A 23,359-nucleotide genomic window follows, 5' to 3' on the forward strand; every position below is an offset into this window, starting at 1 on the left:
ACCCTTACGTGAAAAAATATGAGAAAAAACGGCTGAACGAAGCGGCCACCATAACACTGCTTCTGAAGAGGTTCATGAAGTAAAATGCCGTTTTGTCCGCCACCGTTTTCCAAGGATCCACGTCAGCGGAAGTTCAGCAAGAATCATGCCGCCCAAAATACCAATGCAGCCAATGACTCCGGAAGCGGTAAGCCGCTCTCCTGCCCAAATGTAGGCGGTCAGGGCGGCAAAAACGGGCTCCATCGCAAAAATGAGGGCGACGCGGGCGGCTGTCGTATATTTCTGAAAGTTTGTCTGAATTAAAAAGGCGGCGGTGGTGGCAAACAAAGATGTAATGAGCAGCGCGCTCCATACTTCCTGTTTCCGCAGCACCGCGATATTCCACATTTGTGTCGCGTCTTCAAACAAAAACGCAAATATGGCGCACATGACGGCTACCACAAAAATTTGCGTCATCGTTAATAACAGCGTTGAATAGCGGGACGAATACTTTCCAGTGACAATAATGTGCATCGCAAATGAAACAGCGCAAAAAAATACGAATACATCGCCGCGATTTGGCACCATTTTTCCGTTGCCAATCGTCAACAAATAAAGGCCGACAGCGGCGATGATCGCCCCGATTCCTGCGTTAAGCGACGGCCTTTGTTTAAGAAAGAGAAACGAAAATAGCGGCACAAGCACGACGCTGAGCCCGGTAATGAATCCGGCTTTCGACGAGGTCGTATACAGCAGGCCGATCGTCTGAAAAGCGTAGCCGCTAAACAGCCACAGCCCCATCCATATGCCGGAGCGAATGAGCGGCCACGTATAATGCTGAAAAAGAGAACGATGAAAAATTGCCAGCCATAGCAGCAAAAATACTCCCGCCAAGCTGAAGCGGATGGCATTAAACGAAAGCGGTTCAAGAAATGAAATCGCATTTTGCACGACGACAAACGTCGTTCCCCAGACGAATGTCACCGCCAGCAGGCTGATATCAGCGATCCAGCGTTTTTTCAACCCCATTCCCCCGTTCTGTTTTCTTCTTAACGGATGCGTATTTTTCAAAAAATAAACATAGTCGAGCGATAGTGTATCATAAATCGATGAAAAAGAACACAATTTTTTGAAAAAATATGTGCAATGAAATCGAATGTTGATATTGAAGCAAATGTTGCATAATAATAGGTAATGAGAAGGGAATTGATTGCTTTACATGTTTTCTTGACTATCATTGTATAATAAAAATAGGAAATACGGTACGGAATGGACGATGGAAGGGTGACGATGGTTTGGACGTTAGGATCCAGTGGACATATATAGCGTCAAAAAAACGCGAAGTGGTGCTGACTTCCGATTTTATCCGTGCGGAAGAGGCGCTGGCATTAGCTGAAGATTTCGAAAAAACCGGACGGGCGAAAGCAATTCATTTTATCGACCATCATGGTGGGATATGGTCGAAAAAAGAGTTAAATAAGCTTTTAAAAGAAATGGAAAGTGAACCACATGATGTGATTGCTTACTTTGACGGTGGCTTTGATCATGCGACCGCAAAAGGTGGGGCCGGTGTCGTCGTTTACTATAAGCAAAACAATGAGCAATATCGTTTGCGCGCCAACCTCCAGCTTGATGAGTTAAGGTCCAACAATGAAGCGGAATACGCCGCATTTTGGTTTTTAATGCAAATGCTTGAGGAGCTCGGTGTCCACCATTTGCCAGTCACTTTCCGCGGGGATTCGCACGTTGTTTTGAAGCAGCTGTCCGGCGATTGGCCGTGTTTTGAAGACGATTATAACGCATGGCTCGACCGCATCGAAGAAAAGATGAGCGAATTGGGGATTGAACCGATTTATGAACCGATTTCGCGAAAGCAAAATAAAGAAGCCGATCAGCTTGCCCGCCAGGCGCTCGCTGGGCAGATGATCACAAGCATGATGGAACTTACGGAGAAAGGGTAGACAGAAAATGAGAGAGAAAAGGCTAAACAAGCGAAAAGAAATATTAGACAAAATTACGGAATTGCAGCAAACGTATTGTGAAGGCTGTTTTTTAAAAAGCACCTTTCGCAAAGAATACGGAAAAACTTATGCGCAATCGTTTTGCATCAACCAATGCACGGTTGGCGAGAAAATGCGGCAGTACGGTGCAATGCTTTTAGCTGTTTCTTCGCGTTCAACAAAATAGCACAAAAAAGGACTTCACAAAACGGAAGCCCTTTTTTTCGTATGGCCGGCAGCTTAACGCAGCGCTTCATTTAATTGATGTTCTGCTCTTTCTAGTTTCTGTTCACATTGTTTGAAAAACTCTTCATCCACGCCAGTCGCTTGCGCGCGGGCGCGAGAAAGCTGGGCGTAGGCATTTTCGACCGCTTGTTTTGCCCCTTCGAGCATCTCCTTGTCCAAGCTCATCGTTGCTTGCCCGACCATTTTTTCGGCCGTTTCGACAAACATTTCTACCTGTTTTATATCGTTATAGCCGGTATGAATATCGATATCCCGTTCCACTTGCAACACCTCCTAGCGGATAGTGTTCGCGAAAGAAGAGAAAATATGCGCGCACACAAAAAAGACCGGCGCCACGCCGGTCTTTCAGCACTCACTGGTTTCGATTACGTACGTTCTTTCGTTTATATTAACGAACGCCTTATAATTTGACAACGTTAGCAGCTTGAGGTCCACGGTTTCCTTGAACGATTTCAAAAGAAACTTCTTGACCTTCTTCCAACGTTTTGAACCCTTCACCTTGGATCGCTGTGAAGTGTACGAATACGTCAGAACCGCCTTCCACTTCAATAAAACCGTAACCTTTTTCATTGTTAAACCATTTTACTTTACCACGTTGCATAATACTGAATTCCTCCTAATACCTTTAGCCGGTCAGGCTAACTTCAAGATTTTTTATCAAATAACAAAATATACCCCACAGCAATCTAAGGTGTATAATCATGCTGACTGCCTGAAATATATTCTGTTATGTGATGACTTTACTATACACTAATGGGAAGGCATCGTCAAGAAAAAGAAAGGAAATTTCCGAAAAAAGTTATAAAAGGAAAAAAAGCAGGGATTTTTTGTGGCATTGTCAAAATTATTTGATAAAAGGAAAAAAGTAAGAATGGATGAAAGAAAAGTGCCATACATTGGAATAGTAGGAACGAAAAGGGGGATGGATCGGATGTACCGCGGAAAAATCGCGGGGAAGGATGTGATTGTTCGTTTAGGAAATCGAGTCAGTAGGCGTTATTTTTCTGACAATAAAATTTACAACATGGTGCTTTCTTATGGGGAGACGGCGTTCCGTAAAGGGCAAGAAACGTTTTGCATTTACAATGACCGCATCGGCCTCATCGTCGCCGAGGTGGAAAGAAACGACATTCCAGTTATTCGTATTGATTATATTATTGAAAACGAAAATGTGTACGAATAACGGTTGACAAACAAAAGATCATGTTATATTCTCACTGTAAGCGGTATCAATAATGTAATGACAGCTTGTTTTGCCTGTTCGCTCTTAGAACAGACTTTTGCTGTATGAGGCACAAGTCTGTTTATTTTTTATGGGCAAATAGACGAAACAAACTTTCCCTTTGCTTCGTAATATATGGAGAAAGAAAAAGAGAAATGGACAAGAGGTGTGACAGATGCTATTGCGCAAAATGATGTCAAGAATAGGAGTCGGATCGGCGTATGTCGATTTGATTTTAAATAAAACGGTGCTGCAGCCTGGGGAATACATTGACGGGGTGCTGCATATTTACGGCGGAACGGTGGAACAAAAGATTACAAGGCTCGATGTGGAGCTAGTGCAAAAAACGTTGCATAACGGCAAGGAAGTGGACGCTGTCATTGCGACGATACCGGTGGCGAAAACGTTTATCATCGAACCGGGGCAGAGAAAGGAGATCCCGTTTTCGTATCACATTCCTGATTCGCTTCCGCCTTCACAGCCGGGACTGTCTTATCGGTTTATCACCCGCCTTGATATTGAAGATGCGGTCGATACGCTCGATTTCGACTATATTCAAATTTTGCCAAAAATAAAAGAAAAATAATCCAAATTTATTGACAACGCTTACAAAACTGATTAATCTTATAAGTAAGTTAATAGTTTGTGGCGGAGAAATCGGAGACCCACGCATATTCCTCGTTTCATAGGGGAAGTGTGTGGGTTTTTGTCTTATCCGTTTCCAAAAAATGTAGCTGCTTTCAAAAAAGCTGGTGTTTTCCTCCGGAGGGATGGGAATGATAGGCAGTTACAAAAAACAAAAGACAAGGGGGAAACCAAATGACATCCTTTGTTGCTGAACTTGTTGGAACTGCGCTGCTTATTATTTTTGGCGGCGGGGTTTGCGCAGGGGTAAACTTAAAAAAGTCATTTGCGCAAAACTCTGGTTGGATCGTTATTACAATGGGATGGGGACTTGGGGTTGCAATTGCAGCCTATGCGGTTGGTCAATTTAGCGGCGCGCATTTAAATCCGGCGCTAACGCTTGCATTAGCGTTTAACGGCGACTTTCCATGGGCAGATGTGCCAAAATACATTGTTGCACAAATGCTTGGTGCAATGATTGGAGCTGCCATTGTTTATCTTCATTATTTGCCTCATTGGAAAGAAACAGACGATCCTGGCGTAAAACTTGGCGTATTTGCGACAAGTCCAGCTGTTCCAAGCTATTTTGCGAACTTAATAAGCGAAATGATTGGCACTTTTGTACTAGTGCTTGGCATTTTAGCAATCGGCGCCAATAAATTTGCCGATGGACTAAATCCATTTATCGTCGGGTTTCTTATTGTCGCCATTGGTCTTTCACTTGGTGGAACGACAGGATATGCCATTAACCCGGCGCGTGATTTAGGACCGCGTATTGCCCATTTTTTGCTTCCGATACCAGGAAAAGGATCATCCAATTGGTCTTACGCATGGGTTCCGGTGGTTGGACCGGTTCTTGGCGGTTCGTTTGGCGGTTTATTTTACAAAGCTATCTTTCTAGGAAAAATGACAGCAGCATTTTGGTATGTGCTTATTGCTATTGCAGCAGTACTCACATTTACATTCATTAGCCAAGGAAAAGCGCCAAGCAGCTATGATAAACCAAAAAATGCTTTCATGTGATCAGGGGGAGGAATTGGTGATGGAACAATACATTTTGTCGCTAGACCAAGGAACAACAAGCTCACGTGCAATATTGTTCAATCAAAAAGGAGAAATCGTCCATATTGCACAAAAGGAATTCACACAATATTTCCCAAAGCCGGGCTGGGTCGAGCACAACGCCAATGAAATTTGGGGCTCGGTGTTAGCCGTCATTGCCAGCGTCCTTTCTGAGGCGGAAGTTAAGCCGGAACAAGTAGCAGCGATCGGCATTACGAACCAGCGGGAGACGACCGTCGTATGGGATAAACATACGGGGCTGCCGATTTATAATGCCATTGTTTGGCAATCGCGGCAGACGGCTGGCATTTGCGAACAGCTCAAACAGCAAGGATATAATGACTTATTCCGCAAAAAAACTGGTTTATTAATTGACCCTTATTTTTCCGGAACAAAAGTAAAATGGATTTTAGACAATGTGGAAGGGGCGCGGGAGAAAGCAGAAAAAGGCGATTTATTGTTCGGTACGATCGACACGTGGCTCATTTGGAAGCTTTCTGGCGGCCGCGCCCACGTCACCGACTACTCCAACGCGTCGCGCACATTGTTATTTAACATTCACACGTTGCAATGGGATGAAGAAATTTTAACGATTTTAGGCATTCCAAAGTCGATGCTTCCAGAAGTGCGTCCATCTTCCGAAGTGTATGCCAAAACGGTTCCATATCATTTCTTCGGCGTCGAAGTGCCGATTGCCGGGGCGGCGGGCGACCAGCAGGCGGCGCTGTTCGGGCAGGCGTGCTTTGCCGAAGGAATGGCGAAAAACACGTACGGCACCGGATGCTTTATGTTGATGAATACAGGCGGAAAAGCGGTGCAATCGCAGCACGGCTTGTTAACCACAATTGCCTGGGGAATTGATGGAAAAGTCGAATATGCGCTTGAAGGCAGTATTTTCGTCGCCGGCTCAGCGATTCAGTGGCTGCGCGATGGGCTCCGCATGATTAAGCAGGCGGCAGACAGTGAAACGTATGCGGAGAAAGTCGATTCGACGGATGGCGTTTATGTTGTACCGGCATTTGTCGGCCTTGGCACCCCGTATTGGGATAGCGATGTCCGCGGCGCGGTATTTGGGTTGACGCGCGGCACGACAAAAGAACATTTTATTCGCGCGACATTGGAATCGCTCGCTTACCAGACGAAAGACGTGCTGGCGGCGATGGAAGCGGATTCCGGCATTGCCTTGAAAACACTGCGCGTCGACGGCGGAGCGGTAAAAAACAACTTTCTTATGCAGTTCCAAAGCGATATACTCGGCGTGCCGGTAGAGCGACCAGTCATTAACGAAACGACAGCGCTTGGCGCCGCCTATTTGGCCGGGCTTGCCGTCGGCTATTGGAAAGATCGGGAAGAAATTGCATCTCAATGGCAATTAGAACGTCAATTTGAACCGCAAATGGCAAAAGAGAAACAAGAAGCATTGTATGCGGGCTGGAAAAAAGCAGTCAAAGCGGCAATGGCGTTTAAATAAGAGAGGATGCAAAAGACTATGGAATCAATCTTTTGCAGTTGCTCTTCTTTGTTTTTCCTTTCTTCCCTGCATATTTGTATTATAATCAAATAAAATTTTCGAAGAAATAGACTGCATTATTTGTTGGCATCATGAATATCCCGTAGACGAAGACATCGTCCTAAGATGTTTTGTACCTAGATATACTAATACCGCCTATATTCGGAAGAGGGGATCCCAATTACTTTTGGGATCCCCTCTTCTTCATATAATAAGCGTTTTTCATATATGGACCATTCCGTTGCGAAGCAGATCGGTCGCCTCCGCGGCGGACACCGGCGGGCGGAACAAATAACCCTGCGCTTCTTGGCAGCCTTTCTCGCACAAATAGGAAAGCTGCTCGGTCCGCTCGACCCCTTCGGCCACTACATTCATGCCAAGATGATGTGCGAGCGAAATAATCGTGTTCGTAATCACGCTTCCGTAATAGGAGTGGGGACAGTCGGCGATAAACGAACGATCAATTTTCACCGTATCAATCGCAAGCCGTTTTAAATAAGCAAGCGAAGAATATCCGGTGCCGAAATCGTCGATGGCAAGGCGGACCCCGATTTCTTTGAGGCGGCGCAAATTATTTAAAATCGTCACTTCGTTGTAAATAGCAATGTTTTCTGTAATTTCGAGCTCAAGCCATGCTGGATCCATATTCGTTTCTGCTAGAATTTCTTCAATGCGGGCGGCGAAACGCTGATCGTGCAACTCTTTTACGGAAACGTTTACCGCAATGCGAATCGGCGGCAGCCCTTGCTTCCGCCAGCGTTCGTGTTGTCTGCATGCCTGTCTTACCGTCCATTCGCCGATGGGGACAATCAGCCCAGTTTCCTCAGCGAGCGGAATAAATTTGTTTGGTGCAATCATTCCTTTGTTTAGATGACGCCAGCGGATGAGCGTTTCCATCGCGGAGAGCTTTTTTTGTTGTATATCGACAATCGGCTGATATACAACGTGCAATTGCTTCATTTTCCGCTTCACCGCATAATGCAGGTCGTTAAGCAAAAAGATGTTGGGCAGCCGCTGCCGCAAAAGCGACTCATCGTAAATATAGTAGCCGTTTTTTCCTTTTCGCTTCGCTTCGTTTGTCGCTATATCCGCATAGCTAATGATCGTATCTACATCAGCGTTTTGATCTGGGAAAAAAGCGATGCCGATGCTGCAGGTAAGAAATAGTTCACGCGGGCCAACGCGAAACGGCTCCGTAAAGGCCGCCAATACTTCTTCCGCGGTCCGCACTGCCTCTTCATTTCTAGCGATGGGGGATAATAAAATGATAAATTCGTCGCCGCTCATATAAGCGACGGTGCCGCGCTGATTCACCTTTTCCTGCAATCGCTCTGCTACTTTTTTCAACACTTGATCGCCGGTACGATGCCCGAGCGAATCGTTAATATATTTAAACCCGTCTAAATCCATATATAAAATCGCACCGAGATTTTTCTTTTCTTTCGCTTTGAGAAGCACATCACCAACAAGCTCTTGCAGCCGACGCCGGTTTGGAAGGCCTGTCAACGAGTCGTAATATGCCATATACCGAATTTGTTCATTTTGTTCGGTCCGTTCTGTCACATCTTTCGCAATGCAAGAAATGCCGATAATTTTTTTATTGACGAAAATAGGAATAGACGTGACGCTGACATAACGCCGGCTCCCCGACTGGTGGCGAATGCGAAGTTCGATATGGCATGAATGCCCTTTCACTGTATCACGGAATGCCTTTATCGCTTTTGGCACATCTTCTTCGACAATCAAATCGTAGATTTTCATTGCCAGCAGTGTGTCGCGGCTATATCCGGAGATGACGGAACACGCTTCATTGGCTGCAAAAAAAGAGCCATCAAGATACAAGGAGAAAACGGCGTCTGGATTATAATGAAATAACGACTCATATATTTGCCTATTTTTTTGCAGCGCCTGTTTCATTTTCTCATGCTCGATCGCGATTCCGGCCAATGAAGAAAACGTATAAATGAGATCAATGTCTTCGTCTTGCGGTTCACACGGCTGGTCATGATAGATGGCAAATGTTCCCAAGACGTTTCCATTGGAAGAAAAAATCGGAATCGACCAGCAGGCGCGCAGGCCGTGAGGCAGGGCGAGATGTCGATAATTTTCCCATAACGGGTCATGCTCGATATCGTTGACGATGACAAGCTCTTTTCGATAAGCCGCCGTACCGCACGACCCGGCGCACGGGCCGATTTCGAGCCCGTTGATCGCGTCCACATACGCGTGCGGCAAACTGGGAGCGGTGCCATGGTAAAGCCGGTTATCATCTTCATTGGCCAATAAAATCGAACAGGCGATATACGGGCAAATTTCTTCCAACGATTGAACGAGTTCCGTTAAAATTTCCTCAAGTGGTGTATATTCGGCGACCAGCTCTAAAATATGCTTCTGTTTCGCTAACAGCTGTTTTGCGTACGTTTCCTCCGCCATGTTGTAGCATGATGCAAGGAAAAGCATATTTCCGTGATCAGACAGTCTCTTGCCAATTCTCATTTGCATAAATAATACGTCTCCAGACTTTGTCACCATTCGCAATTCCAACGTATGGGCCGTATCTGTTGGATGTGTAAGGATAAGCCGAACTTGTTGTTTCAGGCGGAGTTGGTCTTCTTGATGAACGATGATCGAAAGGGACGCGCCAATTAACTCGTCGCGTTTGTATCCGAGCGCCGATATGGCAAAATCATTTATATCAACGATATAACCGTCCGGATCGAAAATAAATTGCACGGCAGGCATAAAAAAATAAAGCGGAATGTAAGGAGTTTGCGTCTGATCTTTCCACATATAAAGCAACTCTCCAATCATGAACGAGATAGTTTTTTCTATATCATATAATCTATATTATCACGTTTCATTCTACTTTTGTCGAAAAAATAGAAATAGTGGCGAAAAAGGATAAAAAACGAATCATACGTATGAACGGAAATATTCCATTATTTTGCAATAAATCCTCAAGTAACTATGTAATTATAAAATAAAACTATGTGCTAAATAATCAAAGAAAACAAAAAAGAAGAAACAATAAAAAATATTGAATCTGTAAAAAATATGTAATAAAATATTATCATAAAATTGTATATAGTAACAATTTTTAGAATAAAAAACAAAGGGGAGAATACATTGACCGGAAAACCAATTTTAGAAATAGACCATTTACGTGTTTCGTTTCGAATTCAAGATCAATATTATGCTGCGGTTGATGATGTTTCCCTTACGGTGAATGAAGATGAAGTGGTGGCGATTGTTGGAGAGTCGGGGTGCGGAAAAAGCGCGCTGGCACTGGCAGTTATGGGATTGCATCCGCCACAAAAGACAAAATTAGAAGGAAGCATTATATTTAAAGGAACGAATTTATTATCGTTATCTACTCCACAGTTGAATAAAATTCGCGGCAAAGATATCGGAATGATTTTCCAGGACCCGTTAACAGCACTTAATCCATTAATGACGATAGGACGACAAATTGAAGAGAGCATGGACTATCATATGAAATTATCTTCGATGGAAAAACGGCAGCGCACGTTAGAATTGTTAAAACGTGTCGGCATTCCGAATCCGGAAAAAACATATCATCGTTATCCTCATGAGCTTTCAGGAGGAATGAGACAGCGGGTGGTGATTGCGATCGCAATCGCTTGCGAACCGTCGCTTATTATTGCAGATGAGCCGACAACTGCCTTGGATGTGACGATCCAAGCACAAATTATGGGACTGTTAAAAGAACTGCAGCAACAAATGAAAACCGGCATTATTTTAATTACTCATGATTTAGGAGTAGTTGCGGAAATGGCCGATCGCGTAGCTGTCATGTACGCTGGGGAAATTGTTGAACTAGCAGATGTGGAAACGTTATTCCACCATCCTCTCCATCCGTATACACGCTCGTTATTACAATCGATTCCGTCCGCACAAACCCGTAAAGAAAAACTTCACGTCATTCAAGGAATCGTTCCTTCCTTACAAAAGATGCCACGGACAGGCTGTCGATTCCAATCACGAATCAGCTGGATTGACGAGTCAAAACATGAACCGAATCCGATTTTGCGGGAAGTCGAACCGGGACATTGGGTTCGCTGTACATGTTATCAACATTTCTACTTTCCACATGATCATATAGGGGACGTGGGCTATGGCATTTCTTAAAGTAAATCATTTAAAAGTGTATTATCCAGTACGTGGAGGTTTTTTCCGCCGCATCGTTGATTATGTGAAGGCGGTAGATGATATCAGCTTTGAGCTCAGGCAAGGAGAAACGTATGGACTTGTCGGAGAGTCAGGCTGCGGAAAAACGACGACGGGGCGTACGATTATCGGGCTCATTAAAGCAACAGCAGGTGAAATTTTACTGGAAGGCACCGATTTAACGAAACTAAGCCGACGGCAGTTTTACCCGTACCGAAAAGACATTCAAATGATCTTTCAAGACCCGTATTCCTCGCTCAATCCGCGCAAACGTGTGCTCGATATTATTGCTGAACCGATTCGCAATTTTGAAAAATTGTCGCCGCAAGAAGAAAAACGGAAAGTGCAATATTTTATCGAGAGAGTAGGATTGAATCCAGAGTCGATTTATAAATATCCACATGAGTTTTCCGGAGGACAGCGGCAACGTATTGGCATTGCACGAGCGCTTACACTCAATCCAAAGCTCATCATTGCTGATGAGCCAGTGTCCGCATTGGATGTATCGGTGCAGGCGCAAGTGTTGAATTTTATGAAAGAGATTCAAAAAGAGTTTCAGCTTACATATTTATTTATTAGCCATGACTTAGGCATTATCCGCCATATGTGTGACCGCATCGGTATTATGTACCGCGGCAGATTTGTCGAAGAAGGAACGTGCGAAGAAATTTTCCATCATCCGCAGCACATTTATACAAAGCGTCTCCTTTCGGCAATTCCAAACGCGGACCCGCGGCAAAGAAGACAGCAGTTTCAGCTTCGCGAAGAAGTTGAAAGGGAGTATAAACAGTCGTACCATCGCTACTTTGATGATGAGGGCAGGGTGTACCCGTTAAAGAAAATCTCTGAGACGCATTCCGTTGCGATTCCGTAAAGAGAGGAAGGCGACACGATGCTGAAATTTATATTGCGGCGAATCATGATGATGATTCCGCAACTATTTATTTTAAGTGTTCTCGTATTTTTGCTGGCAAAGGCGATGCCAGGGGATGCACTGACAGGACAGTTGGCGAGCAATCCAAAAATAGACGCGCAAACGTTAGCGGAAATGAAAGAAAAGCTCGGACTTAATGATCCGGTACATGTTCAATATATGCGTTGGATGAAAAACTTGTTGCATGGAGATCTTGGTATTTCCTATACTCATCAGCAGCCTGTCAACGATTTATTAGCTGGGCGAATTTGGAATACAATTTTGCTATCGGCTGCGATTTTAATATTAACGTATATGATCGCGATTCCCTTGGGAATTGTTTCGGGAAGATGGACCGACTCTTGGGCGGATAAGTTAATCGTTGGATACAGCTACGTCAGCTTTGCCACACCGTTATTTATTTTTGCGTTAATCATGTTGTTTATTTTCGGGTTTAAATTAGGGTGGTTTCCGACGGGAGGAAGCGTTGATATTCAAGTGGAAAAAGGAACGTTTGCCTATTATTTAAGCAAGCTGAACCATCTTCTGCTTCCGGCTTTGTCTGGAGCGCTGATCAATACCGTTGGGACGATTCAATATTTGCGCAGTGAAATTATCGATACAAAGGTGAAGGACTTTGTTAAAACCGCGCGTGCAAAAGGAGTGCCAGAATCAAGCATTTATTGGCGTCATATTTTGCGAAATTCATTTTTGCCAATTGCTGCTTTCTTAGGATATGAGATTACAGGATTAATCGGTGGATCGATCTTTCTCGAATCTATTTTTAGTTATCCAGGGATTGGACAATTGTTTTTGCAATCGATTTTGCAGCGGGATTACAGTGTTGTTACCGCGCTTGTGATGATTTCTGGTCTTGCAACCTTAATTGGGACGCTTTTGTCCGACATTATTTTAAGCGCTGTTGATCCACGTATTCGCATTGAGTAATGGAATGGGGGGACACAATGATGAAAGCAGAACTAGGCGATCCACAATCTATTCATACGCCAAATGAAAAAAGCCCTTCAAGCCTCTCGATTATGTGGCGTGAATTGGTGAAGGATAAGTTAGCTCTCGGTTCTCTCATTCTTCTTTCCTTGATTTTGATTGTTGTATATGGTGCTTCGGTATTATTAGACCAAGATGAAATTGTCAAAGTGGACCTATTATCCATTTACTCTCCACCGTCAGCAGAGCATTGGCTTGGTACGGATTATGGGGGCAGGGATATTTTTGGGCAGCTTATCATCGGTGCAAGAAACTCATTTACCATTGGTTTGGCGATTACGCTGATCACCGGTTTGATTGGGCTTACCGTTGGCTTGATTGCCGGATATTTTGGAGGAGTTATTGATAATATTATCATGCGTATTATCGATTTTATCTTGGTGTTGCCATTTTTAATGCTAGTGATTGTATTTGTGGCGATTGTGCCTAAATATAATATTTTCACGTTTATTCTTATTATGAGTGCCTTTTTATGGACAGGGAAGGCGCGGCTGATTCGGGCGAAAACGCTGGCAGAGAGGGAATTGGACTACGTCAGTGCATCGAAAACGCTCGGTACGCCGGATTGGAAAATTATTGTCTTTCAAATTTTACCTAACTTAAGTTCGATCATTATCGTAAACTTAACATTAAACCTTGCCGGGAATATTGGAATTGAATCAGGCTTAAGCTATTTAGGATTTGGACTGCCGGAAAGCACGCCAAGTTTGGGAACGCTTGTCAGCTATGCGATGAATCCGGATGTTTTGCAAAACAAATGGTGGGTATGGTTACCAGCATCATTGCTTATTTTAGTAATGATGTTGTGTATAAACTTTATCGGCCAAGCGTTAAAACGCGCGGCGGATGCAAGACAACGATTAGGATAAAGGGGGAGAAAAAAGTGAGAAAAACATGGCAATGGAGGTTTTTGGTGGTGCTCGTCGTTCTTTTGCTAGGATTAACGGCGTGCAGCAGCAACTCCACAAGCAACAACAAAGACAACAAGAATAAACCAACGGCACAAAAGGAAGACATTAACAAATTCCCAATGACCGTCAAAAATGATGGGAAAATCGTAGATGGTGTATTAAAATACGGATTAGTATCCGATACACCATTTGAAGGAACGTTGAACTACGCGTTATATACAGGAACATACGATTCGGAAATTTTGCAATTTTTCGATGAATCACTCTTCCGTACAAACGGAGACTATGAAATTACGAACGACGGTGCGGCGACATACCAACTTTCTGCTGACAAAAAAACGATGACGATCAAAATTAAAGATAATGTCAGATGGCATGATGGCGAACCGGTCAAAGCGGAAGATTTAGAATATGCCTACTTAGTCATCGGCAATAAAGATTATACGGGCGTCCGCTACGGAGATGCGCTCATCCAGGATATCGTCGGCATGGACGAATACCATAGCGGGAAAGCGGACAAAATTTCCGGAATTAAAGTCATTGACGATAAAACATTAACCATTACATGGAAACATGCCAATCCATCTGTACTAACAGGCATTTGGGCATATCCGCTTCCGAAACATTATTTAAAAGATGTGCCGATTAAAGATTTGGCGAAATCGGATAAGATCCGCAAACATCCAATTGGCTTTGGTCCATTTAAAGTGAAAAAGATCGTTCCAGGCGAATCGGTTGAATTTGTTCGCAACGACGATTACTGGGCCGGAAGGCCGAACTTAAAAGGTGTTATCTTGAAGGTAGTCAGCCCGCAAGTTGTGCTGCAGGCGCTTAAAAAAGGAGAAATTGACATTGCCGAATTCCCGACAGATCAATATGTCAGCGCGAAAGGGACAAAAAACATTCAATTTGTTGGTAAAATTGATTTAGCTTACAATTACATTGGGTTTAAACTTGGCCATTGGGATGCGAAAAAGCAAGAAAACGTGATGGATAATCCGAAGTTCCAAAACAAAAAGCTTCGCCAGGCGATGGCGTATGCGATTAATAACAAGGAAGTGGCAGACAGACTATATCACGGCTTGCGCTTCCCGGCGACAACGTTAATTCCACCATCTTTCCCTGGATATCATGACAAAAACGCAAAAGGGTACACGTATGATCCAGAAAAGGCGAAAAAATTGCTGGATGAAGCCGGATATAAAGATGTCGACGGCGACGGCTTCCGTGAAGATCCAAACGGCAAGAAGTTTACGATTAACTTCCTGTCAATGAGCGGCGGGGATATTGCCGAACCGCTGGCGAAATTTTACATGCAATGCTGGAAAGACGTCGGTTTGAATGTGCAACTGGTTGATGGCCGCTTGGCGGAATTCAACTCGTTCTATGACATGGTTGAAAAAGATAACCCGAAAGTCGATGTGTTCGCCGCGGCATGGTACACAGGAACCGATGTGGACCCGTATGGATTATATGGCCGCAACGTCATGTTCAACTACTCTCGTTGGGTAAACGAGAAAAATGATGAATTATTAGAAAAAGGCCATTCCGAGCAAGCGTTTGATAAAGAATACCGCAAGAAAATTTACAACGAATGGCAAGCGTTAATGAATGAAGAAGTACCTGTCATCCCGACGCTGTACCGCTCAATTATTTATGCGGTAAACAATCGTGTGAAAAACTTTACGGTTGACCCTAGTTCGAAATTGACATGGAAAGACGTCGCTGTTACTTCGGAACAGCCGGAAGTAGCGCAATAATAAATCGGAAAGAAGGAGATTCCTTTGCTCTCCTTCTTTCCCTTGTAAAAAAACAAAAAATGATTGTCATCATTAAGATACCGTGGTAAGATAGAGGAAAATTACATACAGTCTTATCAAGAGTGGACGAGAGACCGGGCTCGATGACTCCACAGCAACCTGCGTTTTGCAAGGTGCTCCTACCCGCAAAGCGGTTTCGCTTTGGATGATAAGAGCGGCTGACCCCTTTCGCATCATTCATAGCGAAAGGGGTTTTTATGTACAAAACAAAGAAGGAGGTAGGGAATGTCGAGTGAGGGAAGAAGATTCGCTTCGCAGCTATATGGCGGCTCACTTAACGGCAACGTCGTTTGCTTCCCATGTCGCCCGTTGTGTCCAAAAACAGCTTTTGCAGTTTGACCGACAGGCAGCGATTCATTTTGATTGCAGCCAAAATGTTTTCCATCTATACGGATACACGCAAGGGAAGATGTTTTCGCTTCTTCTGACGCTTGCAGAAGTGGAAGAATGGAAAGCCGCTGGTCCTTATGCGCTTGACCGCTATATTTTTGGCCAACTGGCGGCAAAAGGAATTTCATTGGTACATATGACCCCATATTTGCGGGCCGTATTTTCGCAAGTTTAAAAAGGTGATAGAAAGGGAGAGAACAAAAATGGCAGTAAAAAAATTTGAACATGTCGGCATTCAAGTAAAAGACATCGAAGCATCGAAAAAATTTTATCAAGAGGTAGTCGGTTTGGAATTGCTAAGCGAAATGACCCATACAAACGGTTCGATGAAGCTGTCGTTTTTAGGATTGAATGGCTCGGTCATTGTCGAATTGATCGAGGGATATAATCCGAATTTGCCGACGGAAGGAAAAGTGCATCACGTCGCCTTTACCGTTGAAGGAATTGAACAAGAAAAAGAACGGCTGCAATCCATCGGAGTTTCGCTTGTATGGGAAGAAATTACGACGCTGCCAAACGGGGCAAAATATTTGTTTTTCCTTGGACCAGATGGAGAATGGATCGAATTTTACGAACCAGCCAAGTAAAAATGAACCGCTCTGTTTTAGCTTCGAACAGAGCGGTTTTTTCATGACGTTTCGGCGATATATGGGAATTTTCGAAATACCCATTTCAACACGTTCGGTACGACGATAATGACAAGAAGAAGGCGCATAAATTGTAAGGAGCTGACAATTGCGGGATCCCCTCCGACCGTTTGCGCCGTTAATACCATTTCCACAAGTCCGCCTGGGGCGAGGCTCAGCAGCGCAGTCGACAGCGGAAGATCCGTTAATTTCGCAAATACATAGCCACATCCGAACGATAGAGCAATTAATACCAGCGCAAGCAAGAAATACACCCAGCTAAATTTTCCGCCAAGCTTAATATCTTCTAACGTAATGCGGTCCCCCATGTTCATTCCGACGCTAATTTGCGCCAAAATAATCAACCATGCAGGCAGTGACGGTAAGTTCACCCCGGCCACATGCATCACTGCTGTTACGGCAAGCGGTCCAACGACGTATGCCGCCGGAATGATGTTTCGTAAAAGAAGAGCACCGAAAATGCTTAACAAAAACCAAGCGTAATGACCATCGAAAGAAGCAGCTGCCGCCTGAGCGGTTGTGCTCCCTGACGACGCATCTCCGCTCAACCAATGGACAACGACCGTTGGCACAAGAAAAACGACCGTTAACAAACGAATCGTTTGAAAAATCGTCACTAAAGCAGTATTGGCGTTTAACGATTCACTGGCAGCCACCATTTCCGACAACCCGCCCGGAACCGATGCAAACACGCTTGTCACTTTATCAATATGTGTCCATTTTGTCACTGCAATGCTGTTCATAATATTGATCACAATCAACAATACAGCGACGGCTAGAAACGGAACAATATATGGGGCAATTGTTAACAGCGTCTCTTTTGTAAACGATAGTCCAAAGTAGGTGCCTAATACAATCAATCCGCTATTGGACAACGCCTTTGGCGCCGCTACTTGGCGCTTGATGACCGTTTTCCAAACAAGCATTCCGGTAATGGCCCCGAGCATCCACGGAATTGGGGAATGGAGATGATAAAACAGCAAACCGGTCAGTCCTGCGACGATATATGTTTCAAGCACTTTCATTGCTGTAATCACTTCCATTCTCTGTAAAACTATTACTATTGTAAAGGAAAATAAAAGGAAAAGGAAGCGATATGCTCATGTGATATACTAAAAAGGAAAGGGGTGGGAGAAACCATGGAAGAACAAGTAAAACATGCGATTCAAGACGAATACCCAGAGGAATTTGCCTGGTGCTACGGATGCGGGCGGATGAATGAGCACGGCCACCATTTCCGCACTGGGTGGCAAGGGGAGAAAACGGTCACGATTTATACGCCGCGTCCTGAGCATATCGCCATTCCCGGCTTCGTGTATGGCGGATTGATCGCCTCGCTGATCGACTGCCACGGAACGGGTTCGGCCGCGCTGGCGCTGCATCGCAAAAACGGTCATGAACCTGGTGACGGCGAGGCTCCGCCGCGTTTTGTCACCGCTTCGCTGAAGGTGGAGTTTGTCAAGCCGACGCCGCACGGAGTTCCGTTAAAAGCAATCGGCACGGTCGAAGAAATCCATCCGAAAAAGTGGAAAGTAGATACGGAAGTATTCGCCGGCGGAGAACTTTGCGCGCACGGGGAAGTCGTGGCGGTCGTGATGCCAAAGACGTTTGGGCAAAAATAACGCATCCATCGCAAACAAAAAGCAGGAGGTCATCCTGCTTTTTTACCGTTTTGGCATGATCATCACCGAGGAGACGGCGCTTGCCACTTCTTTGCCGTTTTGCGTTAAGACGGCGGTCAGATAGGAAACGGTGCGTCCAAACTTTTCCACTTTCGCTTCGACTTCCACTTCGCCGACAACAGTCGGGCGATGGAACGTCGTATGTAGATTGATCGAGGCAAATGTTTGGTCCTCATGTAGCAACGTCGTAATCGCATACGCCATCATAATATCGGCCGCCGCACTGACAAATCCCCCCATAACGACGCCGTTGCCGTTTAGCAAATGCTCCCCAATCGTCCATTTTCCTTTCGCATATCCTTCGCCAGTTTTCACCAATTGAACGCCAAGCGACGTATCACAGGCTGGCGGTGCGCTTTTTCCCGCAATGACTTCATGCAAGTTGACGGTTTTTGACATAACTACAACCCTTTCATTAAAAATGGTAAGATCTCATATTACCTTATTCGCGGAAATGAGAAGATTTCCTTTTTTATAGGGAAGGGGCTGCGCAATATTCATGAATAACCAATTTATGCGCCTTCATCCCGTTTTCATTGCAGAATGGCGTGGTCCGATTTCGACAAATGGCATAACGGAAAGGGATGGAGATCGCCAGTGAAAAAAGCTCCTGTATTTTTGTATGAAGCACATTAAAAATAGGCGGCAAAACGAGGAGGAAATAAAGGAAGCAGGAGAGAAAGAGGAAGAAGGGACATCATTTACATGGTAAAGGGTCATATTCCGATATAGATGAGTCGTACAGAGCATATAGCAGGGAGGTTCGCGTTTTATGTACAAACAGCCGGACAAGGAGAGATGGACGGGTCGGATCGACAGCGAAAGCGAGGAAAAAAGTTTTCGCGTCCATCAAAAGATTCGTCTGCTTGATATGAGGCAAATACAGGCGCAGGCAGAAAACGCCTTTGCTTTATTAGGCTTCCAATGCGATGAAGGGGTCCGCCGCAACCAAGGGCGCCAAGGAGCGTATCACGCGCCGGTGGAAGTGAAAAAAGCGCTGGCGAACTTGCCGTGGCACCTGCCGTCTGACGCAACACTTTACGATGCGGGTGAAATTGTTTGTGGCGGGAGAGAGTTGGAAAACTGCCAGAAACATTTGGGCCAGGCGGTAGAGCGCCTTATCCGCCATCGCGTCACGCCGGTTGTCATCGGCGGCGGACATGAAACCGCGTACGGGCATTATCTCGGCGTTCGGCAGGCGGTCGGCCTGGAAACGAAGCTTGGCATTATTAACATCGACGCTCATTTTGACATGCGCCCATATGAACAAGGACCGTCATCGGGAACAATGTTTCGGCAAATATTAGATGAAGATGAAAACGCGGGATACTGCTGCCTTGGCATTCAAACGCTAGGCAACACGGCGGCGTTATTTGAAACCGCGAAGCGATACGGATGTGCGTACATGCTCGAGGAAGAATTGACATTGGCAGCGCTAGAGCGCGCGTACGGAATCATCGATGATTTTAGCAAAAACTATGATGTGTTGGTGCTGACGCTTTGCATGGATGTGTTGAGTGCAAGCGCGGCGCCGGGAGTGAGCGCGCCTTCGCCGTTCGGGCTTGATCCAAAAATCGTCCGCGCCCTGCTTCGTTATATTATTTCCAAACCGCAAACGATCAGTTTCGATATTTGTGAAGTGAATCCGTTGGTCGATGAAAATCGAAAAACGATCGCGTTAGCGGCTGCCTTCTGCATGGAAGCGCTCGTTCATTTCCACCGCCGCCAGTCGGCGGCGACAGGCCGGTGAAGCCGATGAAGCTATTGATTGCGGAGCGGGATGAAAACGAGAGCGCGGCGATCCGCTGGCTTGTTTCCGCCTATTCGCTGCCTATTCATCGCGTTTATACCGCCAATACCGTTGAGCAGACAATGAGGATATTAGAAAAGGAAACACCAGAGCTGTTATATACCGAATTGGACATGGTTCCCCATGATGATTGGGAGGAAATGACGAAATATGTGCGGATGTTTTGCCAAAAAGTGATTGCCGTTACGGCCGAGGCAACGTTTGCTCGAGCGAAACAGGCGATTGAATGGCAATGTGTCGATTTATTCGTCAAACCGCTCGAGCCAGTCAAGCTGAAGCAGTGCCTTCAAAAAGCGGCTTCTTCCTTTGTCCGCCAAGAACGCCTCGATCCGATCCATTCCAACGATGCGGAACGCTATTCGTACCGTTCGCTCTTTTCTGAAGAAGTGGAAGCGGCAGATGTGGCGCTGCTGCTCCTGCAAACAGAAAATCCAAATCAATTGCGGGACATTGTTTCCTTTTTAACGCAATACCCGTTTCGTTATCCATCTCGCGTGCTGCCGCTATCAAATGTGGTCGTCTGTTTGCTTTCCGGTGTATCGGGCGATATGAAAGAAGAAGCAAGGAAACTGCTGCGCGACTGGGAGGCGGAGCACACGGAGCCGTTGGCAGTTGTCGTGCTGCCGCCTGATGGCGGTCAAACGGTGCGCACTCAATATCAAACGGCGCTTCGCTTATTGGAAACGACGTTTTTTATCGGGTACCGGCAGGTGATTGCCCCCGCTCCTGAATATGAACGCTGGAAGGAGCTCGACCCGTTTTTAACGCCGGAAGAGCAGCGGAAATGGATTGACATGCTGAACCGGTTTGACAAGCAGGCCATCAAAACGTGGATGCACCGCGAATTTTTGCGTATGCTGACGCCGTTTCCTAACCCGGAAATGGTGCGGACAAGGCTGACGAGCATATTGGCACAAATCCGCCGCTTTATGAAAACGTATCAACTTGACCGCGGCGTGACGGAACGCGGCTATATGCGCATTTTTTCATGAAATTTTATACAACCGCGTCTTATACCGCATTGTGCAGGAAATGCTTCTTTTTCTCTATAGGTTGCTCGATCGCGCGAAACAGGCGGAAGAGCAGGCGCGTACCGATGTCATCGAAAAAGGAATCCGCTATATAGAAGAACATTTTCGTAATCCCGATTTAACGCTTGGGAAAGTGGCCGCGGCTGTCGGAAGAAGCCCGGCGTATTACAGTCATTTGTTAATGAAAAAACGCGGCATTTCGTTTCGCAAGCTGCTGACGCAAACAAGAATAAAAGAGGCAAAGCGCCTGCTTGCCCAGACGGAGCTGTCCATAAAAGAGATTGCCCATCAAACCGGCTTTCGCACCTCGCACTATTTTATCCGTGTGTTCAAAGAAGAAATGAAGAGGACGCCAACCGAATACCGCGATGAACAGCGCAAAGAACCGCAATGACGAGCGGTTCTTTTTTGTAAATCGAAAAAAATAAAAAAAATCTAAAGAAAATGATGCAAAATGGCCATTTCATTTCACTATTGGGTATAAAATTCAAAAATTTATATACGATTTTAAAAATGGGATGCATATATTTGCAACCGGTTTCATTTTATAATTTTTGATAAATAAAAAGGAGAATGGCTAAGTCGGACTATAGTCATTCTGATGGCAAGCTGCCAGTTTTCTTGCTTAAAAAAGGAAAAAACGGAGGGGATCGCGATGGCAACGAAACGCCGGCCGGTGCAAGCATACACCGGCTCGACTTTGCATGCGAAAGGCTGGATTCAAGAGGCCGCGCTGCGAATGCTAAACAACAACCTAAATCCAGAGGTGGCCGAGCGCCCGGAAGATTTGGTCGTCTACGGCGGCATCGGCAAAGCGGCGCGCAACTGGGAGTGCTACGAGGCGATTGTCGAAACGCTATTAAACTTAGAAAACGATGAAACGCTGCTCATTCAGTCAGGAAAACCGGTCGCGGTGTTTAAAACGCACGCCGATGCGCCAAGGGTGTTAATTGCCAACTCGAACCTTGTGCCTGCTTGGGCGACGTGGGACCATTTCCATGAGCTCGATAAAAAAGGATTGATTATGTACGGACAAATGACGGCAGGAAGCTGGATTTACATTGGCAGCCAAGGCATCGTGCAAGGCACGTACGAAACGTTTGCCGAGGTGGCGCGCCAGCACTATGGCGGCACGCTAAAAGGCACGATTACGGTGACGGCAGGTCTTGGCGGCATGGGTGGGGCGCAGCCGCTCGCCGTCACGTTAAACGGCGGTGTCTGCATTGCCGTCGAAGTGGACCGAGCCCGCATCCAGCGCCGCATTGACACGAAATATTTAGACACGATGACCGACAGACTCGATGCGGCGATCCAGATGGCGAAAAAGGCGAAGGAAGAAGGAAAGGCGCTATCGATCGGCCTGCTTGGCAACGCGGCGGAAGTGCTGCCGAAAATGATCGAAATCGGCTTTATTCCGGACGTGTTGACAGACCAGACGTCCGCCCACGATCCGCTTAACGGCTACATTCCGGCAGGCGTGACGCTCGAGGAAGCGGCTGAGCTGCGCCGGCGCGATCCGAAGCAGTATATCCGCCGCGCCAAACAATCGATCGCCGAACATGTCAAAGCGATGCTCGCCATGCAGAAACAAGGCGCGGTGACATTTGATTACGGCAACAATATCCGTCAAGTGGCCAAAGATGAAGGGGTAGAGGATGCATTTTCGTTCCCGGGCTTTGTGCCTGCCTACATCCGTCCGCTCTTTTGCGAAGGGAAAGGGCCGTTCCGCTGGGTGGCGCTGTCAGGGGATCCGGAAGACATTTACAAAACCGATGAAGTCATTTTGCGCGAATTCAGCGACAACCAACATTTGTGCAACTGGATCCGCATGGCGCGGGAGAAAATCCAGTTTCAAGGGCTGCCGGCGCGCATCTGCTGGCTCGGCTACGGCGAACGGGCGAAATTTGGCAAAATCATTAACGACATGGTGGCGAAAGGCGAGCTGAAAGCACCGATCGTCATCGGCCGCGATCATTTGGATTCCGGTTCCGTCGCCTCGCCAAACCGCGAAACGGAAGGAATGAAAGATGGCAGCGACGCGATCGCCGACTGGCCGATTTTAAACGCGCTTCTTAACGCAGTCGGCGGTGCAAGCTGGGTATCGGTGCACCATGGAGGCGGCGTTGGTATGGGCTATTCGATTCATGCGGGAATGGTCATTGTCGCCGATGGCACGAAAGAAGCGGAAAAACGACTCGAACGCGTCTTGACGACCGACCCGGGCCTTGGCGTTGTCCGCCATGCCGATGCCGGCTATGAACTCGCCATCCAAACGGCGAAGGAAAAAGGCATCCATATGCCGATGCTGAAATAAAC

22 protein-coding genes, 1 pseudogene and 1 riboswitch are annotated in these 23,359 nt (G+C 45.9%); of the genes and pseudogenes, 17 read left to right on the forward strand and 6 right to left on the reverse strand.

The genetic code is table 11. The annotated features are described in order from the left end of the window. Nucleotides 1-72 precede the first annotated feature (72 nt). Entirely contained in the window at nt 73-1,002 is a 930-nt protein-coding gene (locus HT574_RS03915) for a DMT family transporter (RefSeq protein ID WP_175243531.1), read from the reverse strand. Between the two features lie 272 nt (nt 1,003-1,274). Here HT574_RS03915 and HT574_RS03920 point away from each other — a divergent pair, with 272 nt between their 5' ends. Both HT574_RS03920 and HT574_RS03925 read left to right on the forward strand, forming a co-directional pair. After that, a complete protein-coding gene (locus HT574_RS03920) occupies nt 1,275-1,940 on the forward strand; it encodes a ribonuclease H family protein (RefSeq protein WP_175243532.1) in 666 nt (221 codons plus the stop codon). 7 nt (nt 1,941-1,947) lie between these two features. Continuing rightward, on the forward strand, nt 1,948-2,166 hold the full coding sequence (locus tag HT574_RS03925) for a zinc-finger domain-containing protein (protein ID WP_175243533.1): 219 nt from the start codon (nt 1,948-1,950) through the stop codon (nt 2,164-2,166). A gap of 53 nt (nt 2,167-2,219) precedes the next feature. Here the strand turns inward: HT574_RS03925 and HT574_RS03930 are convergent, their stop codons facing one another. Continuing rightward, entirely contained in the window at nt 2,220-2,486 is a 267-nt protein-coding gene (locus HT574_RS03930; RefSeq protein ID WP_052510042.1) for a DUF2564 family protein, read from the reverse strand. 139 nt (nt 2,487-2,625) lie between these two features. Continuing rightward, on the reverse strand, nt 2,626-2,826 hold the full coding sequence (gene cspD, locus HT574_RS03935; RefSeq protein ID WP_003251474.1) for a cold-shock protein CspD: 201 nt from the start codon (nt 2,824-2,826) through the stop codon (nt 2,626-2,628). A 330-nt stretch (nt 2,827-3,156) separates the two neighbouring features. Between cspD and HT574_RS03940 the strand changes: the two genes are divergently transcribed. The 4 genes from HT574_RS03940 (at nt 3,157) to glpK (ending at nt 6,604) form a co-directional block, all read left to right on the forward strand. Beyond that, nucleotides 3,157-3,408 carry a hypothetical protein gene (locus tag HT574_RS03940; RefSeq protein WP_017436190.1) on the forward strand — a complete coding sequence of 84 codons (252 nt, stop codon included), beginning with the start codon at nt 3,157-3,159 and terminating at the stop codon, nt 3,406-3,408. 214 nt (nt 3,409-3,622) lie between these two features. Then, complete coding sequence (locus HT574_RS03945; RefSeq protein WP_042410324.1) at nt 3,623-4,033, forward strand: sporulation protein; 411 nt, start codon at nt 3,623-3,625, stop codon at nt 4,031-4,033. 233 nt (nt 4,034-4,266) lie between these two features. Further along, a complete protein-coding gene (locus tag HT574_RS03950) occupies nt 4,267-5,094 on the forward strand; it encodes an MIP/aquaporin family protein (RefSeq protein ID WP_175243534.1) in 828 nt (275 codons plus the stop codon). A gap of 19 nt (nt 5,095-5,113) precedes the next feature. Then, nucleotides 5,114-6,604: a glycerol kinase GlpK gene (gene glpK, locus HT574_RS03955; RefSeq protein ID WP_175243535.1), complete on the forward strand. Its 1,491-nt coding sequence runs from the start codon at nt 5,114-5,116 to the stop codon at nt 6,602-6,604. A gap of 261 nt (nt 6,605-6,865) precedes the next feature. On the opposite strand, the gene HT574_RS03960 is transcribed toward glpK, so the two are convergent. Then, nucleotides 6,866-9,433, reverse strand: coding sequence for an EAL domain-containing protein (locus tag HT574_RS03960; protein ID WP_175243536.1), 2,568 nt, complete (start codon nt 9,431-9,433; stop codon nt 6,866-6,868). Between the two features lie 336 nt (nt 9,434-9,769). Between HT574_RS03960 and HT574_RS03965 the strand changes: the two genes are divergently transcribed. The 7 genes from HT574_RS03965 to HT574_RS03995 all read left to right on the forward strand — a co-directional run bounded on the left by HT574_RS03965 (nt 9,770) and on the right by HT574_RS03995 (nt 16,460). Then, nucleotides 9,770-10,792 carry an ABC transporter ATP-binding protein gene (locus HT574_RS03965; RefSeq protein WP_175243537.1) on the forward strand — a complete coding sequence of 341 codons (1,023 nt, stop codon included), beginning with the start codon at nt 9,770-9,772 and terminating at the stop codon, nt 10,790-10,792. Continuing rightward, nucleotides 10,779-11,705: an ABC transporter ATP-binding protein gene (locus tag HT574_RS03970; protein ID WP_017436184.1), complete on the forward strand. Its 927-nt coding sequence runs from the start codon at nt 10,779-10,781 to the stop codon at nt 11,703-11,705. The genes HT574_RS03965 and HT574_RS03970 overlap by 14 nt, the downstream gene beginning before the upstream one ends. A gap of 18 nt (nt 11,706-11,723) precedes the next feature. Next, the gene (gene opp4B, locus HT574_RS03975; protein WP_175243538.1) at nt 11,724-12,692 is read left to right on the forward strand and encodes an oligopeptide ABC transporter permease; all 969 of its coding nucleotides are present in this window, start codon (nt 11,724-11,726) and stop codon (nt 12,690-12,692) included. Nucleotides 12,693-12,712: 20 nt separating this feature from the next. Continuing rightward, nucleotides 12,713-13,621, forward strand: coding sequence for an ABC transporter permease (locus HT574_RS03980; RefSeq protein ID WP_175243788.1), 909 nt, complete (start codon nt 12,713-12,715; stop codon nt 13,619-13,621). Nucleotides 13,622-13,635: 14 nt separating this feature from the next. Further along, the gene (opp4A, locus tag HT574_RS03985; RefSeq protein WP_175243539.1) at nt 13,636-15,423 is read left to right on the forward strand and encodes an oligopeptide ABC transporter substrate-binding protein; all 1,788 of its coding nucleotides are present in this window, start codon (nt 13,636-13,638) and stop codon (nt 15,421-15,423) included. 110 nt (nt 15,424-15,533) lie between these two features. Then, nucleotides 15,534-15,638: riboswitch (SAM riboswitch) on the forward strand. Nucleotides 15,639-15,715: 77 nt separating this feature from the next. After that, entirely contained in the window at nt 15,716-16,048 is a 333-nt protein-coding gene (locus HT574_RS03990) for a hypothetical protein (protein WP_042410306.1), read from the forward strand. 28 nt (nt 16,049-16,076) lie between these two features. Then, the gene (locus HT574_RS03995; protein ID WP_175243540.1) at nt 16,077-16,460 is read left to right on the forward strand and encodes a VOC family protein; all 384 of its coding nucleotides are present in this window, start codon (nt 16,077-16,079) and stop codon (nt 16,458-16,460) included. 41 nt (nt 16,461-16,501) lie between these two features. Here HT574_RS03995 and HT574_RS04000 read toward each other — a convergent pair whose 3' ends face one another. After that, entirely contained in the window at nt 16,502-17,545 is a 1,044-nt protein-coding gene (locus tag HT574_RS04000) for an AbrB family transcriptional regulator (RefSeq protein ID WP_042410301.1), read from the reverse strand. Between the two features lie 114 nt (nt 17,546-17,659). Between HT574_RS04000 and HT574_RS04005 the strand changes: the two genes are divergently transcribed. Further along, nucleotides 17,660-18,142, forward strand: coding sequence for a PaaI family thioesterase (locus tag HT574_RS04005; protein ID WP_175243541.1), 483 nt, complete (start codon nt 17,660-17,662; stop codon nt 18,140-18,142). A gap of 42 nt (nt 18,143-18,184) precedes the next feature. On the opposite strand, the gene HT574_RS04010 is transcribed toward HT574_RS04005, so the two are convergent. Then, nucleotides 18,185-18,601 carry a PaaI family thioesterase gene (locus tag HT574_RS04010; protein WP_175243542.1) on the reverse strand — a complete coding sequence of 139 codons (417 nt, stop codon included), beginning with the start codon at nt 18,599-18,601 and terminating at the stop codon, nt 18,185-18,187. A gap of 373 nt (nt 18,602-18,974) precedes the next feature. On the opposite strand from HT574_RS04010, the gene hutG reads away from it, so the two are divergent. From hutG to hutU, 3 genes and pseudogenes are all read left to right on the forward strand, one after another. Beyond that, complete coding sequence (hutG, locus tag HT574_RS04015; RefSeq protein WP_175243543.1) at nt 18,975-19,952, forward strand: formimidoylglutamase; 978 nt, start codon at nt 18,975-18,977, stop codon at nt 19,950-19,952. Nucleotides 19,953-19,957: 5 nt separating this feature from the next. Next, nucleotides 19,958-21,437 (forward strand): annotated as a pseudogene (locus HT574_RS04020) (helix-turn-helix domain-containing protein). A gap of 261 nt (nt 21,438-21,698) precedes the next feature. Further along, the gene (gene hutU / locus HT574_RS04025) at nt 21,699-23,357 is read left to right on the forward strand and encodes a urocanate hydratase (RefSeq protein ID WP_175243544.1); all 1,659 of its coding nucleotides are present in this window, start codon (nt 21,699-21,701) and stop codon (nt 23,355-23,357) included. The last annotated feature ends 2 nt before the right edge of the window (nt 23,358-23,359 follow it).

This window comes from Parageobacillus sp. VR-IP, from assembly GCF_013357975.1.
Classification (GTDB): domain Bacteria; phylum Bacillota; class Bacilli; order Bacillales; family Anoxybacillaceae; genus Saccharococcus; species Saccharococcus caldoxylosilyticus.